8 protein-coding genes are annotated in these 18,029 nt (G+C 32.6%); 1 reads left to right on the top strand and 7 read right to left on the bottom strand.

Annotated elements, in window-relative coordinates; all coding sequences use genetic code 11:
- Positions 1 to 2: 2 nt before the first annotated feature.
- From NEH75_RS09605 to metG, 4 genes are all read right to left on the bottom strand, one after another.
- Positions 3 to 1,454 carry a site-specific DNA-methyltransferase gene (locus NEH75_RS09605; RefSeq protein WP_262948821.1) on the bottom strand — a complete coding sequence of 484 codons (1,452 nt, stop codon included), beginning with the start codon at positions 1,452 to 1,454 and terminating at the stop codon, positions 3 to 5.
- Between the two features lie 2 nt (positions 1,455 to 1,456).
- Positions 1,457 to 5,170, bottom strand: coding sequence for a DUF6079 family protein (locus NEH75_RS09600; protein ID WP_262948819.1), 3,714 nt, complete (start codon positions 5,168 to 5,170; stop codon positions 1,457 to 1,459).
- Between the two features lie 16 nt (positions 5,171 to 5,186).
- Positions 5,187 to 5,636, bottom strand: coding sequence for a BREX-3 system P-loop-containing protein BrxF (brxF, locus tag NEH75_RS09595; protein WP_262948817.1), 450 nt, complete (start codon positions 5,634 to 5,636; stop codon positions 5,187 to 5,189).
- A gap of 647 nt (positions 5,637 to 6,283) precedes the next feature.
- A complete protein-coding gene (gene metG / locus NEH75_RS09590; RefSeq protein WP_262948816.1) occupies positions 6,284 to 8,251 on the bottom strand; it encodes a methionine--tRNA ligase in 1,968 nt (655 codons plus the stop codon).
- Between the two features lie 281 nt (positions 8,252 to 8,532).
- Between metG and NEH75_RS09585 the strand changes: the two genes are divergently transcribed.
- Positions 8,533 to 8,940: a hypothetical protein gene (locus NEH75_RS09585; protein WP_055305803.1), complete on the top strand. Its 408-nt coding sequence runs from the start codon at positions 8,533 to 8,535 to the stop codon at positions 8,938 to 8,940.
- A 24-nt stretch (positions 8,941 to 8,964) separates the two neighbouring features.
- Here NEH75_RS09585 and NEH75_RS09580 read toward each other — a convergent pair whose 3' ends face one another.
- The 3 genes from NEH75_RS09580 to NEH75_RS09570 form a co-directional block, all read right to left on the bottom strand.
- Positions 8,965 to 9,420: a hypothetical protein gene (locus NEH75_RS09580; protein ID WP_055305802.1), complete on the bottom strand. Its 456-nt coding sequence runs from the start codon at positions 9,418 to 9,420 to the stop codon at positions 8,965 to 8,967.
- Positions 9,421 to 9,609: 189 nt separating this feature from the next.
- The gene (locus NEH75_RS09575; RefSeq protein ID WP_262948815.1) at positions 9,610 to 11,283 is read right to left on the bottom strand and encodes an immunoglobulin-like domain-containing protein; all 1,674 of its coding nucleotides are present in this window, start codon (positions 11,281 to 11,283) and stop codon (positions 9,610 to 9,612) included.
- A gap of 55 nt (positions 11,284 to 11,338) precedes the next feature.
- The gene (locus tag NEH75_RS09570; protein ID WP_055305800.1) at positions 11,339 to 17,335 is read right to left on the bottom strand and encodes a discoidin domain-containing protein; all 5,997 of its coding nucleotides are present in this window, start codon (positions 17,333 to 17,335) and stop codon (positions 11,339 to 11,341) included.
- Positions 17,336 to 18,029: the final 694 nt, after the last annotated feature.

Below are 18,029 nucleotides of genomic sequence, written 5' to 3'. Positions count from 1 at the left end.
TACTAGGCTGAATAGTTACCTGAATACATTAAATTTTCTCCAAAAGGAGGGTCTGTAAAAATATAATCAATACTCTCCTCTTGAATTTCTAAATTTGTTATGGTCCCTGTATTTATAATGGATTGATAATTCTGAGGATATTCAACCTTAGAAATATCATTTAATTTTCTCAATAATAACTTTTCTGGAACATTTTCTACCCAAAGTGATGGAATATAGTATGTTCCACTTACAGTACCCATTTTACGATTAAGAGTAAATTTGTACATTTTAGTTGTTCTCAAAAGTGATGAAGTAATCCAAGAAATCAATAAAGAATTGCTATTTTCTTTAGCATATTCCATACATTTAGAAAGAAAAATAAAGGATCTTTTTGTATATAAGTGATGTAAGTGAGTATATCCGTAAGAATTTTCTAATCTATCAATTTCATCCCCTTTAAAAAATCTAAAAATAGGTATTAAATCTTTCTGTAATTGATATGCATCAACTTGATCAAGTTGATCTAAATCAAACTTTGTTGCTCTTCTCTCGTATCGCTTATTACCGATTGAATAATTTATAATTACCGGCACATGCTTTACAACTGAAATTGTCTTCTCTAAAATGTCATCATATATTGTAACAAAGTTTTTCCTTAAATCTTTTTTGTTAAGGTGAACACCACATTCATTACAATTAAAACTGTCTTTGAATTTATTTGCTTTTTCATCGATAGCCAAATCCCAATATATTAATTCATTAGAGCAATGCGGACATAAAAAAGTCTCACTCCACACAACATAGTTTATTTTAGCCAAATTACCATTTTCATCAATCGTTTCATACATCCAATTTAATTCATTAGTAACATCTTTTAATATTTTTTTTGCCAATGAAATAAATTGTTTGTTATTCTGAGGTAAATTATAATTTCTAGAAATGGAAGTAGCAATCGGTGATAAATCATTTAAAATCACTTTTCTATGTCCTTCATCATTTTTGTTTGCCAACTCCACACCAACACCTGTCATTCCTGATCCTGAAAATCCATCAAAAATGATATCTTCTTTTGACGTAAAGTGTGAAATATACTTTTCAATTGCTTTAGCTGGAACTTTAGTATGATAAGCGTGAGCCATATATGCTGAGTCACTTTTACCTTCTGAAATATCTATTGCTAAAGGAGATATGTGATTTTCATTTGTGCTGTTATTTTTCCAAACATTAATAAATTCATTCAACCATGGATTTGGGCAAGCTGTATAATATGGTGGATCAGACAATGTAATAATATCTTCATCTTCCCCAATGGGAAATCCTTCAATTCGCTTTAAATCAGGAAGCTTCTTACGAAGTTCTTCACGAAAATATTCACGTCTAGATTCTTCATTTTCAAATTTCATTCCTAAACAGACAACTGGGCTATTGTCTGTCTGTTGATGTAAATCAAATAAACTATCTTGCTTAGTCATTCCTACACCTCTTCCTGATTCATTTTTATCTCTAAACGCACCTGTTCTTGATTATGTTCTCCAACTAAACTATGTAATAAAATTTCAAAATTTTTGCGTGCCTCTATCACTGTAATTGGACTACCGTTACCGAAAACAGCAAGCACTTGATTTAAATCAATTTGTTCTTTGCAAATTCCTTTTAGAACTGTGTTAATTGCATTAATTAAATCTTGAGAGATTGGTAAGTCAAATACCTTTTCAGAAATAAATTCTTTAATTAATTTTTGCTGTTTCAGTGGCAATAGATTAATACTCTCCTGAACTTTTAAATCTTCCAATTCTAGTAACAATCTTTCCGTCCAAGATTCTAACATTTGATTCAAAAATTTTTCCTGTTGGACAAGCAGAATTTTTACATCACTAACTTGCTCGCGTGAATTAAAATGACAATGTCGACATTCAGGAGAATGTTGTAGTTCATCCATAGTCAATAAATAGCATGCCTGAATGTTATTAAATTTTTGTTGCCATTCTTTAAATACACTCTCCGGCAATAAGGAAACTTCCTCTGCTAATGTTCTCAATGCTTTTGCACGTGGATCTTGCATTAAATCTATTTTCTTTCTACTTTCAGAGGCATTCAATCGGTATTTCTGATGCAGTTTGAAATAAAATTCCATGTACTCTTTCTTTAGCTTTTCAAGTCTAGTCACCTCTTTTGAAGTATCCTCATTTGCTTTCAAAGCCAAGTTCAGATTATTCAAAACCTCTTCTAATTGTTCATTCCAAACCTTACCAGGAGAAATAATATGCTTCGCTTTACCTAAATAATCTGTCGTTATTTTTAACTCATTAATTTTCTGTTGTAAAGAATCCAACCTTTGAACTAATTTCAAGTTTTCACGTTCAACTTCAACACGTAAAATATCATATTTAAGATTTACCATTTTGGCGCGTGTATCATATCTCGTAAGTCCCTGTAAAAATTCATTTAAACTATTCAACTTACTAATATATACAGCTTTCTCTTCACGATCAAACAATTGGCCATCCCATATTTGAAATTTAGTTTCTATGTTGTTTTTCATTTTAACGACTTTTTGGATTTCATTCTTTACTTCAGTAATCAACTGTTTAATAGCTTGATCAATTTGGCTATTATTAGTAAAATCCACTTTCAAAACATTGAACATTTCAAACAGCGCTTGTACAGTCGAAACAGGCATTCCACTTGGTCTTTTCAGATGATTAAATTCAGTTAATTCACTAATCTTTAAACGAGTAAAATCTGAAAAATTCATTGCCTCATATGAATTCCCACCGATAGTAACAACAATATCACCGTTTTGAATTAAAGCCCCCAGGATGACAACGACTAACTCAGGTTCTAACTTAAATTGTTTTGACAATCTGAAATCTTCTGTTCCTTGGACTGTATACACGATCTCTATTAATTCGTTATAATTAACTACTTGCCCAGGTGCTTTTTTAGAAAGTAGCTCTAAAATCCATTGGGCATATATTGAATCCCTAACGCTGACATTCCCTCTTTGATCAATTAGCTTTAATCCTACAAGCAATGCTTCACCCTGATTGGTGCGTCGTCCATTCAAGTACCCTAAAGCATCATTGACATACGTATGTAAATTCTCTTTTGTTAAATAGGTTTTTTCTAAACGACTAAACACAGGATAATCTGGATATTTTGTTTTAAACCAAGTTGCCATTGGTTCTTCTGCAATATTATCAATTAGCTCTACTAACGTATCTAGTTTCTTCATACTAAATAACCCACCATGCCCACCGCCATGGATTCGTTTCCCAACATATGTGACTTCAAACATATCAACAAAATGGTCTTTTAAGTATTTAATAAGTTGTCGAAGATATTCATCCATCTTTGGTTTATAAAGATTACGATTTGTGGATGTATCATGATACATTTCACTTGCACCAGCATACAAGCGTAACAATCGTGTAAACTCTTCATCTTTTTTCACTAGTCGGAAGAAAATTTCATCTTCTTTTTGTTCATCTTTAAACCTTGGTTCTTCGAATGGTTGGAGCATATAAATATAGAAATCACGCTCAGGTTGAGCCGTCGAACGTTCATTAGGTGCACCAAAGAATAAATATCCTTGGCGTTTTACACGTCGAGCTTTCCATGGAATTTCATGAAGCCAAATCTTATATCCATCGATATATGGAGTATCAGAAACTTCTGTGGCTTGTTTTAGAACTTGGAAATAATATCGATCAAGACTTCCACCATTAAGTTCTTCCCCTCGATTTTGTATTAAATCATCAACAGCAGTAGCTTTATCAACATCAACAAAGTATTGACTATTGTCTTTATTAAATGATAGAAATTGAAAACTAGCTGCTTTCATAACATCATTAAGTACTGACTCAATCATTGTCGTCAAAAACTCTGCATCTTCCCCCATTTCAAGTAGCATTGGATGGAAAATGAATAATTTATCACGTAATGACTCAGAAGATAATCCGATAGGGATTTTTAAATCATCTGTGGTTAATCGGTATACTGCCAAAGCATTTACTAGTTGATCAGCCATTTGACGATAAGAAAGTTTGACTCCAGTATTAATTACATTTTTTAATGTTTGGACTTTTCCCATAACTGTCTTTACTGAGTCTACTGTACGTAAAGAGGAATCTGCTTCAATATAACTCCAGTAACGGTCAAAAGAAATAAATCCTGTTCCCTCCTCAGGTACTTTTTTATCCAATAATTTTTTAATTTCTTGACTAATAGTTTGTAATACTACACGTTTTTCAGCAATGTTAACTTTTTCAAATGTTTCTAGATAATCTGGATGAATTGGAAACATAGAAACATACATTTCCATATTTTCGCTTAACCCATGATACATTTTTGTAAACTTGTTTAGATGCTCTCTAATCAATGCTTTTTGTTGATCGTCTTTTTTCAGAAGACGCTCCGATACAACAAATGCAATATCCTCACGAACAATACGAACTTCGCGGAATCGCTCTTTAACTCGGCGCAAAGAATCAGCGACGAAGCTAAATTTAGGGTTGTCAAATAGCATTTCCTGAACACCAGAAATGAAACGGAAACGAGAATTCATACAAACCTCTCCGATTTCACGAAGGAAACCTAAATCTAAAACAAGATCTTGATCTTTACGTCCACGTAAATAATCTAATAACTCATCAATGACTAAAAGTAAACCTTGATCAGGATATTGTTCATTAAAGAGTTCCATCATTTCAAATAGCATGTCCTTGTTATTATTGACCTCATGAGCTGCTGGAAAAGTAAAATCTACTCCAATGTTTTCTAAACCTCGTTCTAGTTCACTACAAATAATATCACGTAATGACTTAGTTACTGCACCAAACTCGGCTCGTATAACTTTAAATTTTCCTTCAATTTCTTTTGCCTTATCAGCCACTTCTGTATTTTTAAGATACTTACTAGCACCTGGCATTTCAGCAATAGTTGAGATAACACTCATTAAGTGAGACTTACCTGTCCCATAATTTCCGACAATAAGCATTCCTTTGTTGTCAACTTGGCGATCAAATTGAATATTTTCGATAATATCATGACAGATTTTTTCCGCCATATTATCAGAAATTACATATGTATCTAGCAAATGTTGTGCTCGTTGCAAATCATTGGCATCTTTTAATTGAACTACCGATTCCACGGGTTCAAAGTTAATTAATTCACTATACTGTAACATTGTCTTCCTCCCTCATTTAGATCGTTATTACAAGATTTTCAGGCCCCTGAGTCTTAAAATATTCAGAATGTTGTGGTTCGGCATAAAATAATTTTCCTTCCCTGTATTCGCCAGGCCAAATCACAACAATTTTACGTTGGCGACTAATACTTTCCAAAACACTTATTGGCTGAATTGCTAATACTGGATCAAATAAAATATCAATATGGTTTAAGATATAAGTCATTTTATCATCATCCATAAAACTAAGTAGAAAGTCAGTGACATGCCAATAATAATCTTTAGCTGGAATAACCAATAATTTTTCACTTAGTTGAAAATTAATATTTAATATTCGAGTATCAGTTAATTTGCTAGAAAAGGTTTCAATCGAATAATTTTTAAAAATAACAAACATCATCTTATAATATTGATTCCCTAAATCATCTATTCTTTTTTTCAAGTCTGTTATTGTTACGTTCATCATTCTTCTCCGCCTCTTTCACAATAAAACTATCTCTGTTTTTTTATGTATATAACACCCCTATTTTCTCACAAAATGTACTTAACCTCAACTTTTTATAAACCCTAAAATAGAACATTAGACCTCTACTAAATAAAATTATTAGAAAAATATTAGTCAATCTAAAAAGATTCTGTAAAAATGAATATCAAGTTAGAGGTTTTGAAGAAATAGCTAATAGTAGGAATAATTACGAAGAAATTAGATAGCTCTATACTCATGCAGATAAAGACCGGATTGATATTGTTCATATACTTAGCGTATCGATAGAAGCTATTAGAAAATGCTATAACAGTAATCACTATCGAGGGTTATGAAATAAGATCAACGACAAAAGAAGATGTAATCATGGTTGAAATCATACATTTATTTAAGATTACTTACTTGAAGGTGATTGTAAAAATATTAAAAACATGCCCAAAAATCAAGATTACCCATGCAATTATCAATTTAGTATTTATATAACCTATACATGGAAGTGGATACTAACCGGTACGCCCATCTCCACCATAAAAATTTTATATGAAATATTCAATAGTTAATTAAAAATTGTTCATTCAATTTATAAGTAAAATAATAAAAATAGCTGTGCAAATGCACAGCTATTTTTATTATTTTACTTTTGATCCGTTTGGTAATTCGTCGATGATTGTTGGTAATGTTAATGTTCCATCATTTGAAGCAGCTAATACCATACCTTCTGATAATTCACCACGAAGTTTTACTGGTTTTAAGTTTGTTACAACTAAGACTTTACGTCCGACTAATTGTTCTGGTTGGTAGTGTTCTGCGATTCCAGATACGATTTGGCGAACTTCTGATCCTAAGTCGATTTGAGAGACTAATAAGCGGTCTGCTTTCGGATGTTGTTTACATTCTTTGATTTGACCAACTTTGATTTCTACTTTCATGAAGTCATCGATTCCGATTAATGGAGTTGTTTCAACTTCTTCGATTTTTTCTTCTTTTTTAGGTTCTTCAGTCGTTGGTTTAACTGATTGTGACATTTGATCTTTAATGTATTCCACTTCTACTTCTACCTCCAGACGTGGGAAAATAGGTGTTCCTTTTTCAACCACTTTTGTTCCTTGAGCTAATGTATCAAATTTAGTTAAGCTATCCCATACTTTAGACGCTTCTCCTTCAATTCCTAATTGAGCGAAGATTTGTGGCGTTGTATGAGGCATGAATGGTTCAATCATGATCGCGATTTGGCGTAAGCTTTCTGCTAAATGATTCATCACTGATGCTAATTTTTCTTTATTTGCTTCATCTTTCGCTAATACCCATGGCGCTGTTTCATCGATGTATTTGTTTGTACGAGCCACTAATGCCCAGATATCAGCTAATACGATGCTAAATTGCATGTCTTCAAAGTTTTTCTCAACTTTTTCAACCGTTGTTTTAATGAAATCTTCTAATGTTTGATCGAATTCAGTAACTTGACCTGCGTAAGCTGGGATTTCTCCACCGAAGTATTTATTGATCATAGAAACTGTACGGTTTAATAAGTTTCCTAAGTCGTTGGCTAAATCGAAGTTTACGCGTTCAACGAATGATTCTGGTGAGAAGACTCCGTCTTGTCCGAATGGTAATTCGCGTAATAAGAAGTAACGCACAGCGTCAAGTCCGTAACGTTCAATTAACATTTCTGGATAAACAACGTTTCCTTTTGATTTAGACATTTTTCCGTCTTTCATCATGATAAATCCATGAGCAAAGATTTTCTTAGGTAATGGTAAATCTAATGCCATTAAGAAGATTGGCCAATAGATTGTATGGAAACGAACGATATCTTTACCAACCACGTGAACGTCTGCTGGCCAGTATTTGTTGAATAACTCATCGTTATCAGATCCATATCCTAACGCTGTAATATAATTAGATAATGCATCTACCCATACATAAATGACGTGTTTAGGGTCACCTGGTACTTTTACTCCCCAATCAAATGTTGTACGAGACACTGATAAATCTTCTAAACCTGGTTTGATGAAGTTGTTTACCATCTCGTTTTTACGTGATTCAGGTAAAATGAATTCAGGATTTGCATTATAGTATTCTACTAAACGATCCGCATATTTTTTCATGTTGAAGAAGTAAGACTCTTCTTTCACGACTTTTACTTCACGTCCACAATCAGGACATTTTCCATCCACTAATTGTGTTTCTGTATAATATGACTCACAAGGTGTACAGTATAACCCTTCATAATGTCCTTTATAAATATCTCCGTTTTCCATAAATTTAGCGAAGATTTTTTCTACCATCTCTTCATGACGTTTTTCAGTTGTACGAATGAAGTCATCATTTGTGATGTCCATCATTTCCCATAACTTTTTCGCTGCATCTGCAATTTCATCCACATATGCTTGTGGCTCTTTGCCTGCTTCTTGCGCTTTCTCTTGAATTTTTTGTCCATGCTCATCCATCCCAGTTAAGAAACGAACATCGAATCCACGAGCACGTTTATAACGAGCCATCGCATCAGAAGCTACAGTTGTATAAGCTGTCCCGATGTGGAATTTCCCACTTGGATAGTAAATTGGAGTTGTAATATAAAACGTTGGCTTACTCACAAAATTCACCTCTTCAAATTCATAATGCCTTTATTATAGCATATTTCAGACACCTTTAGACATTAAAGTGAAAATGAAGCTAGATTCTCTTTTAAATCAGACACTCCTGTTGATTCCAAAGCATCCAATTATTCGTCAAATCAACAAAACTTCTTTTGAATTAGACAAAAATCATCTGTATAAATTTGACTATCCATCAAGGTGTACACACGAAAATCTTATTTCTATAACCTTCGACATTCTTAGTTTGATAAACTATTTGCCAAGGGGGAGATACTTCTATGAAAAATGTAAAAGGTCAACTCACACAACGAGATATTAATTTAATTGAATATTGTCTCTCTCACTTACCCATTAACAGCGATATTGCTGCAACACTTTTTTATCCAAATAAATATATTGCTCAACGAAGATTAACAACGATTCATAATCTTAAACAACTTAAACGAACAGAGCGGTTAGTTGTGAATCAACCTTATATTTACTATCATGAGAAAAAAGATTTAAAAAACTATCCATTTAGCGAGTTGCTTTATCATATTAAATGTGATGGATTTGAAATCGAGAACTATCAATTTGAAAACAATTGTCTCACTGCAACTATCCACAAGGTAGATGTCTCTTATAAAATTAATGCCACGCTTAACAACATTCCACAAATCTATAAACGACTCTCGCTCAATCAATAAAAGCCATCCAAATACGGATGGCTTTTATTCTTTTAAATAGATGTCAACAACATCTCCCCGACAAAACGAAGTAATCATTTCACTTAATTGCTGTGAATAAAAGGCATACTCCGTTAATTTTTTAATCGGAATCCATTCTACTTCTACTTGACTATAATCTGTACTAATATCAAATAGTTTATCTTTTTTCTCAATGACATGACATAAAAAGATATGTTCTATCTCACGAACCTGATTTGATTGATGGCCATCAAAACGATGTGCCTCATAATCCCGAACAAATAATAAATCATGGACTCTTACATTTAAATTTACTTTATCTAAACAATGCTTCACCGTTGCATCAAATATATTTTCTACTTTTAAAGCTTCACCACCAGGTAACATATAATAGAACGTGTCCTTATCTACATCATCTGAAAATCTTAAACAAAGCAGTTTCCCATCTTCAACAATGACTGCCCGCACTAAACTTCTCATCAAATGCAGCCCTCCCTTAAAAATCGTTCCTTAAAATATACGAAATATCTTAGCAAAATAAACCAAAAATATAAAATTTTATAATATTGCTTTTCTCCTATTATCTATATGTTAAACACCCATCGATGTGATAAAAAAGTCGTCTAAATGAGAAAAATCCTAGCAGATATCTACTAGGATTTTAAAACTTTATTTTTTAACAACTTTACGTTTTAAAAGTAACCACATTCCCGCTACAACAGCTAATGCTCCACTTATAATAAGTGGCAACTGTGCTTCAAGCCCTGTTCCAGGTTGATTGTCTGAGTCTGTTGTACCTGTTCCATTATTATCAGTTGACGGTTTATTCTCAGGCGTTGTTGTTCCTGACTGATTATCATCTGTTGATGGTTTGTCATCTGTTGATGGCTTGTCATCTGTCGATGGTTTGTCATCTGTCGATGGTTTGTCATCTGTTGATGGTTTGTCTTCAGGTGTTGTTGTGTCTTTAACAAGTGAATCTAAATAATTTACAACATCTGTTTGAGTTGTTAATGCTGTCATTACTAAGTAATATGTATCAGTTCCATTTGTTAATGTCACATCATATGTTACTTTTCCATCTTGTTCTTGACGTTCAACAACCATTTCATAAGCATTAAATGATTCCATCATTGCTTGTAACTTAGCTACCTCTGCTGAATCAACGACTGTTAATGCTAATGGATTAGCTTGAGTTGCATCTCCTTCAATAATAGAAACAACTGTCTCATCAATTAATGGTTTTAAGGCATCTGGAATGATATAACTTGGTTTTTCAGCAACAATTAATGTTGTTGTCTGACTTGCAGCTGGATTCCCCCAACGATCTTGTGCATCATATTGAATCGTATAAATACCTGCTTTAGTTACAATACCATCTACAAGTGTCGTTATATAATCACCTGTTGCTTTAACTGTGATGTTATATCCTGTATGGTCAACCGCTGTAATTCCTTCTAATACATCGAATGAATCTCCAACAGTTAATTCAACTTGTTGCTTCACACCCTCAATAACAGGATTTGAAGCATTTTCTACCTTATTCTCTACGATAACTGGAACAGTTAAAGTCGTTGTTTCATTTAATGAATCTGTTACCTTATAAGTTAACGTATATGAACCGATGATACTTGTATCAACATTCCCTTCAACTGTTACTGTTACATTGTCATCTTCCTCATCAGTTGCAATGACATAGGCTAACTGTTCTTCATTAGTAAATGAATCACCTACTGTTAACATGATTTTTCCTTCTACAATCTTAGAAGAATCGATTAACTCTAATTGAGGTAATGTGTTATATGTTAAGGCACCTCCATTATCAACAGTTAATGCTGGTCCAGTCACCTGTTTATTTGTTGCATTTACGACATATTTATAACCTGTTCCATCTTCATGAACATCTGATGTTAATGTATATTTAGTTGCCTCTTTAGAAGAAATAACATTAATTTCCCCAATCTCAATTGTTCCACCTGATTTTGTTAATGGCTGATTAGATACAATATAGAAATCTAATGCTTTTTTATCATCACTTAGTTTAACTTGTTTTTGTACTTCACTATTAGCCGTATTAGTGACTAACCAATTTAAACTATCTTCATTAAAAGAAATGTCTCCATCAAGTTTAACACTAAATTGTAAGGCTTTCGGCATTTCAACAACATTCGATAATGAAATTTTTAATGTATCTTTATCTAGTTTATCAATGGCTAATCCAATGTTATCTTCCGTAACTGGAGTTGCTGCTCCACCTGATTGAGAAAAGAAAATAGCACCTGCTGCCGTAACCGTAATTGCAGATAAACTAAACATAAATTTTTTCGTGTTTAATTTCTTCATACTTCTCTCCTTAAGTAATGAAGATGAGTATTTCTCATCTTCATCCAATTCGTTACTAACGTGTGATGTTAGTAATTTGTTCTTTTGTAATTTTTTTAACTACTTGATGATTTACTGTTTTCGTTTTATTAAAAGAAATTGATGGTAAGTTTTCAGGAACATCAATCATAAATGTATTACTTACTAAACGTTGTCCATCTGTTGTAAGATTTGCTGTATCTGTACGATATAATTCGGCAAAAATTGATTGATTTTGTTTGAATTGCTCGACGAATTTTGGTTCTACCCAATAAATCCATGTTCCTTCTGAAATCTCTTCTAAGTCTCCATCACTTGGGATATTTGCTAATAAAATCCCATTATATTCATCAGCAATATGTTGATCATTTTCATTTAATACTAATGGAATATTGAAGGCTGGATTACCAGAGTATTCTCCTGTAATCACAACTGATCCTTGTGGAATTTTTTGTTCTTCATTCACATCTGCTGTTTCAGGATTATCTGCTTGATAAATGTAATCTTCTGATAAAATACCGATTCCATTTTCATAGGTTTGATTATCACTCGATACTCCAATTTCGATGTTATCTCCTGGAGGTCCAACTAATTCTAATTCAGCAACTGAAATATTGTTAGCAGCTAATGCATATAAACGTACATAACGAATTTGATATGTATTTAATTGATTTTCTGCTTCAACACCATCTTTTCCGAAGTAAATCATTTCAGTTGGGTTATTAGCATCTAACTTGAATGTTCCTTTATTAACTGTTGTCCAGTTTGTTCCATCAACACTTACATCAATTTGATAATTCTTAATTGCATAATCACCAATTGTTGATTTGAATAATCCATTTGTTACTGGAGCTGTGTATTTTAATCCGATAACTGATTTTACTGATTGTAAATCAAGTTGAATATATGATGTAATGTTTGGTTTTAATTGATCATTATGAGGATCCATTGTGTTATATTCTGAGCTTGTTAATTTACGTCCCTCATAAATTGTTGATGTATCCCCATCTAAGATATTAGCTAATCCCGGATTCGGAACTGCCGCATGGAAATCATTATTTTCATCAATCACATCAACTGTACTTGATGTAATTTCTAATGATTGACTAGGAATTCCACCGTCATGACGAACTTTAACTGTTCCAAGAGATACTTTATTCGTTGCATTTAAATTGTAATCATATGCAACAACTTCGTATGAATAAGTCATATTATTTCCACCTGAAATAACATCTTCATATGTTGTCACAGCATTGTTTTTATCACGTAATACGAAACCTGCTGGTTGTCCATTACGGATAATTTCATATCCTAAGATGTTATCATTTCCAGTTGTCACCGAGAATTCAAATGGAATAGTTTTTGCATTAACATATGAACGATCTGTAATACCATTTCCAAATGAAGCCTGTAATTGTGTAGCCTCTGGCATCTCAGCTGTTCCTTCTAAGCGACGGCGACGTGCCTCATCATTAATATATTGAATTGGACGTGTCTCTTTTTCAAATTGACTAACGTAAGCTAACGTCGTTGCATTTGCAATAATTCCGTGAGCTTCATAGAAATCTGTTAAATCTTTACCTACAGCTTTTGAAGATAAGCGAATTAACCATTGATCACGATCACCATTAGCTTTTTCTTCAGCTGTCATTTCACGGTAAGCACGATTTAATTTAGCGAAATATGTATCATCTAATAAATCACCATCAAAGTTTGTTAATAACATTTTATATGTTGATTCATTATCATAAGCTAAATGTGGTTGCCAAAGCATTCCAAGAACAACATTACGATTTGTTGATAGTCCTGCTGTATTTGACGTTACTTTTTGATAAAGTTCAGTTAATGCTCCACTTACTTTTGGTGCATCTTCATCTAACATTGTATCTGTTAATTCAGCTAATAAATTGTTACTTGTCTCAGGGAATACACGGTTTGTTGTATCAACAACGTGACCAATTTCATGTCCCATTAATGCCCCATAGAACTTAGCTGTATCTTTATTTGTAACCTCTCCATTTTCACCTATCTTGTAAGGAACACCTTGAATTAATCCTGCTACTGTCCCATATCCAATTCCAACGTGATGTGATGACGCATAAGCAGCAGCTCCCATGATCATACGTTGATATTTAACATTTAAACGTGTTGTTGGAGCTTTATGCTTATTGTAATATTGTGTATCTGTTGAAGTGATTTCTCCATCTTGATCAAAGTCTTGTACTGATTCAAATACACCTTTTTTAGCATAAGTTACTAACATTTCTTGTTCCCATGCTAATAAAGCTTCATATACTCTATCAACTTGTTGTTCAAGTGTTAAGTTTCCTGATTGAATTCCTTTTAAAATTTCTGTTGCTGGAACTGATAATGTGAATCGATCTCCTTCAATATCTGTCCAGTTTAAAACAGAAGTTTGCTGATCATAAGAATAAACATTATTTAATTTTTCCTCATCTGTTACTGATGATGGATATTTAGAAGGCAATTCATTAACATAAGTTGTTAATTCAGTAATATAATCCTTAATTAAGGATTTAACTTCAGTCTCATTTGCTTCATCGTTAATTAAATTATTAACATTTAAATGTGGAATTTCTTCAATATTACTTAAGCGAATTTGTACTGTTGCATCTGTTGCACCAGATTTCACTTTCGCCATAATAGCTCCACCTTTTTCAACATCGGCAGTGAAAATTTCTGGAATCGTAATTTCTGTGCGTCCAGGTTTAATGACAGTTGTTTTACTGATGTATTGTCCTGGCTGTCCATATGCTTGTAAGAATGCAATTTCTACTTGTGTATTTGCATCACTTGATCCCATATAAACAGAGATTGTTTTTTGTTGACTATTTTCATCTACTGATGGACGAGCTACTGCTCCTAATGATTGCCATGCATTCGCCATTCCAAGTGCAGCACCATTATCTCGAAGTGAAGCATCTAATTGAACAATTTCTTGAGATATATTTTGATCATCTAATAAATCTTGTGCTAATTGTAATTCTTTTAAGATTGTTTCACGGTTTGGATGATACTCTTGACTAATTGGGTCAACAGTATTCGCACGATCAACTAATACTTGAATCATTTCTTCTGTCACTGTTTCTTTTAATTCAACACGTAATTCATCTTTAAATAAATCTTTTACGTCATTTTCTAATGAATCATAATGATAGAAACGTAACTCTGAAATACTTTGTTTTGAACCACCATATCCTGCGATATCAACTTTAATTTTCTTCGCATCAATTGGTTCATCTAAAGTTAATGTAAATACGTTATGAGTATTTGATACTTTCCTTGAAGGATATTCGAATGTTTTCACTGTCTGTTGATTATCTTCTGTCCAATAAGTAATTTTGACAGTTTTAACATCTACCTTGTAACCCTGTTCCATAGACTGAGCAAATGAGATTGAACCGATTGTGTACGTGTCATCGAATTCAATAATTGATCCACGATTTGAACCATAAACTGCTCCTGTATCCCAATCATTTACTTTCCATGATGTTCCAAAATCACCGTCAACTAAGGCATATTTTGAATCATACGTTAAAGCACTGTCTGATCCCCATCCACCTTCATCGTTTGAATCATTTTTATTCGTAACATTAACAATATGTTCTGTTCCGACTAAGCTATCTTGATTTGGAAGGTTAATTAATTTATAACCTAGCATAACTGGTGGCGTAATATTCTCAGTACTTGCTAAATAACTATCTGACATTTTACTTGTTCCTAAATGGTTAGTTGCCGTCACACGTACTTCATATGTCGCATTATCCTCTAATCCATTGATTGTATAGCTTCCAGCACGTACTAAATAATCTTTACTTGGATTGGTTACAGCTGCATCTGTTTCACTAACTTCAATTCTATTTTCATTAGCTTTAATCCATTTTTTATTTTCATCTCCAACTTTACGATAGTAAATATCAAAGTCACGAGCTTGGATATGTTTCTCCCATGTTACAGAGAATGATTTATATCCAGGTTTTGTTACTAAGTTAATTGGGACATCTGGTGACTGAATTGGAATAACTTGTACTTCTGTCACACTTCCAATGTTTCCATTATAGTAATCTTGAATTGGATTATAATTTTCATCTACGTTATCAGGTTTCTTATCAAATCCTACTGGACTAGCATCTTCTGTTGCATATCCACTTGACCATTCCCCGCTTAATGACTGAACTTTCACACGATATAAACTATATGGTGTAATATCTTTATCTAAGATATTAATTTTAGGTTCATTCGTTTGAAGTTTTTTCGTTTTTAAAACAGCACCTGTATTCTCATCTAATTGTTCATAAGTAACTTCATAGCTTGTTACATTTGGCTCGGCATCCCAAGTTAATGTAATTCGCTCATCATGAAGATTAGTTGAAGTTTCAACAGTTTTAATGACTGGAATATTCATATCAGGAGCTGGTAACTCTTTATAAACATTATTTAAGAATTCCACTTTTGCAATTTGAGAAATCGATTTATTTCCACGGTTTCCAGTTACATTAATTGAAATTTTCTTAACTGCTACTTGTGACCCTAAATCAATTGTAATATCTCCCGCAGCGCGAGCTGTTGTAGTATCGAATGAAACAGTATGTTCCTTACCTGCGTCATCAACATAAGTAACGAATCCTTTTTCTGGAATTCCAACTTCATCATTACTTGTTTGTGTTGTTGGAACTTTAATCACGATTTTATCCATTAAAACTGCTTCATTTTCTGCACCAAAATCTACATCAATTGTTAATGGTGATTCTTCTGATGGAGCTTGATTATCATTTTTTGAAAGATTTACTGTTGTTTGATCATCAATGAATAAATTTGAAATATCTTGGTTATCACTGATATTTGTATTCAGTGAGCTAACTGTCATCTCATTCATATCAACAATTAAGTTTGTATCTTCTATGTTAACCGTTTTAGCTACTGCTCCAATATTTCCATAAATATATGATAAATCCGTAATATCTACATTCCCGTCACGATTTAAGTCATAGCTTTCATTTTCTGTTCCTAAAGCATTAAAGACTAAATCATAATCTTGATTAGAAACTTTTCCGTCTTGATTCACATCCCCTACTAAAAACGTAGTTGGATACTCTTCATCAATCTTTACATATTGATCCATTTCTGAGCTAGAAGCAGAAAATTTTACACGTTTAGAATATTTATCTAAATTAATGTTTGGAATGACTGTTGTTTGATAACCATCAGCAGTTAATACTGCTTCATAGTTCCCAGTTTCTAAGCCATTAATCGTCACATGAACAAAATAAATATCTTCATCTTGTGATAACTGACGTGTAGAATTTAATGTTTCGATTGTATAGGTAAATTTTCCGAATTCCCCACTTAATTGATCTAAACTAAAATTTCCAAGCTCTTTTCCATCACGTTTAAGTAATAAGTTCATTCCTTTCACTTCTGAAAGTGGAGTTTGGAAGTAAATATCAAATTCTAAAGTTCCTTTAGCAACATGATCATTTTTTGTTTCAAAATCTACTGATTGAGTAGAAGATTCATTTTCTAATACTTGAATTGCTTCCTGTTCATCTGTATTCGATTCTTCTTCTGTAGATAACTCAGGTTGAGCATCAGTGACATTTTCAATTACTTCGTCTGTTGGCTGAACCACTTCTTGGCTTGGTTGTTCATCGGTAACATCCTCAGTCACTTCGTCTTCTGGTTTAACTACTTCTTGACTTGGTTGTTCATCAACAACATCCTCAGTCACTTCATCTGTTGATTCAACTACTTCTTGACTTGGTTGTTCATCAGTAACATCCTCAGTCACTTCATCTGTTGGTTTTACTGTTTCTTGATTCAATGGTTCATCTGAATTTACATCAGTAGAACTTGTACTCTCATTTTGCGTTTCTGATAATAAATTCGTATTTGCATTTTGAGAACTCAATTCGGCATCTTTTAGCGATTGTGCCTTAGCTACAGTCGCACCTAGTTCCACAACAGGAGATGAGCTTAAAGCTACAGCAAGACCTAGAGATATTATCGTTTTCATGTAGATAACTCCTCCTATAACTCTAATAAATCTTTATTTATCAAAAAACAAATAAAGTTTTTAAGGGGTTGAATAGTGAATTTTGTAAATTATATATTTGTTATAATTGTCATCTTTCCAACTACTACTAAACTGCTATCCCAATTTTTACATAAATAACTAAAACTATCCAAAGAGAAAGTTACTTTCTTTATGAGCCCCCTCGGTCATATAAAAACTATTCTCATTATAATTTTTTTATCTTCATTCATTACTCAATTAGCTAGTCAGTCATTATAAAAGTAAATTCAAAATAATAATGATTAGCTCTCATATAGAAAAAAATTGTTTATTAAAAAATGAACCAATCTTTCACTAGTAGCATACTTATTTGTTTATCATTAAAACCTTTTAACTTTAGATATCACAATAAAAATTAATAAAGTAATTAGAAGTTCATTTTATTTCTCAATCTTGTAACTCACAAGAAATTATGTCACCATACTTTGATGGCTAACTGATATATCGAACTGTCTATTATGGCATTATCCTAATCTAAAAGTCTTTAAATGATTAAACATGACTTTTAAAAAACAAAATATAATTTAATTTCTATACAGAACTTTCAAGAAAAATAAGTTATTCTATATTTTCTATACAAGACCCCATTATAATTTTACACTATTCCACTTAAGAATGCTAATATAAAGGTGGT

Origin of the sequence: Turicibacter sp. T129 (assembly GCF_025594975.1) — a bacterium.
In the GTDB taxonomy this organism is placed as follows: Bacteria; Bacillota_I; Bacilli_A; order MOL361; family Turicibacteraceae; genus Turicibacter; species Turicibacter bilis.
Note: the sequence above shows the minus strand (reverse complement) of the source record. Positions and strands in the feature narration are given on the sequence as shown.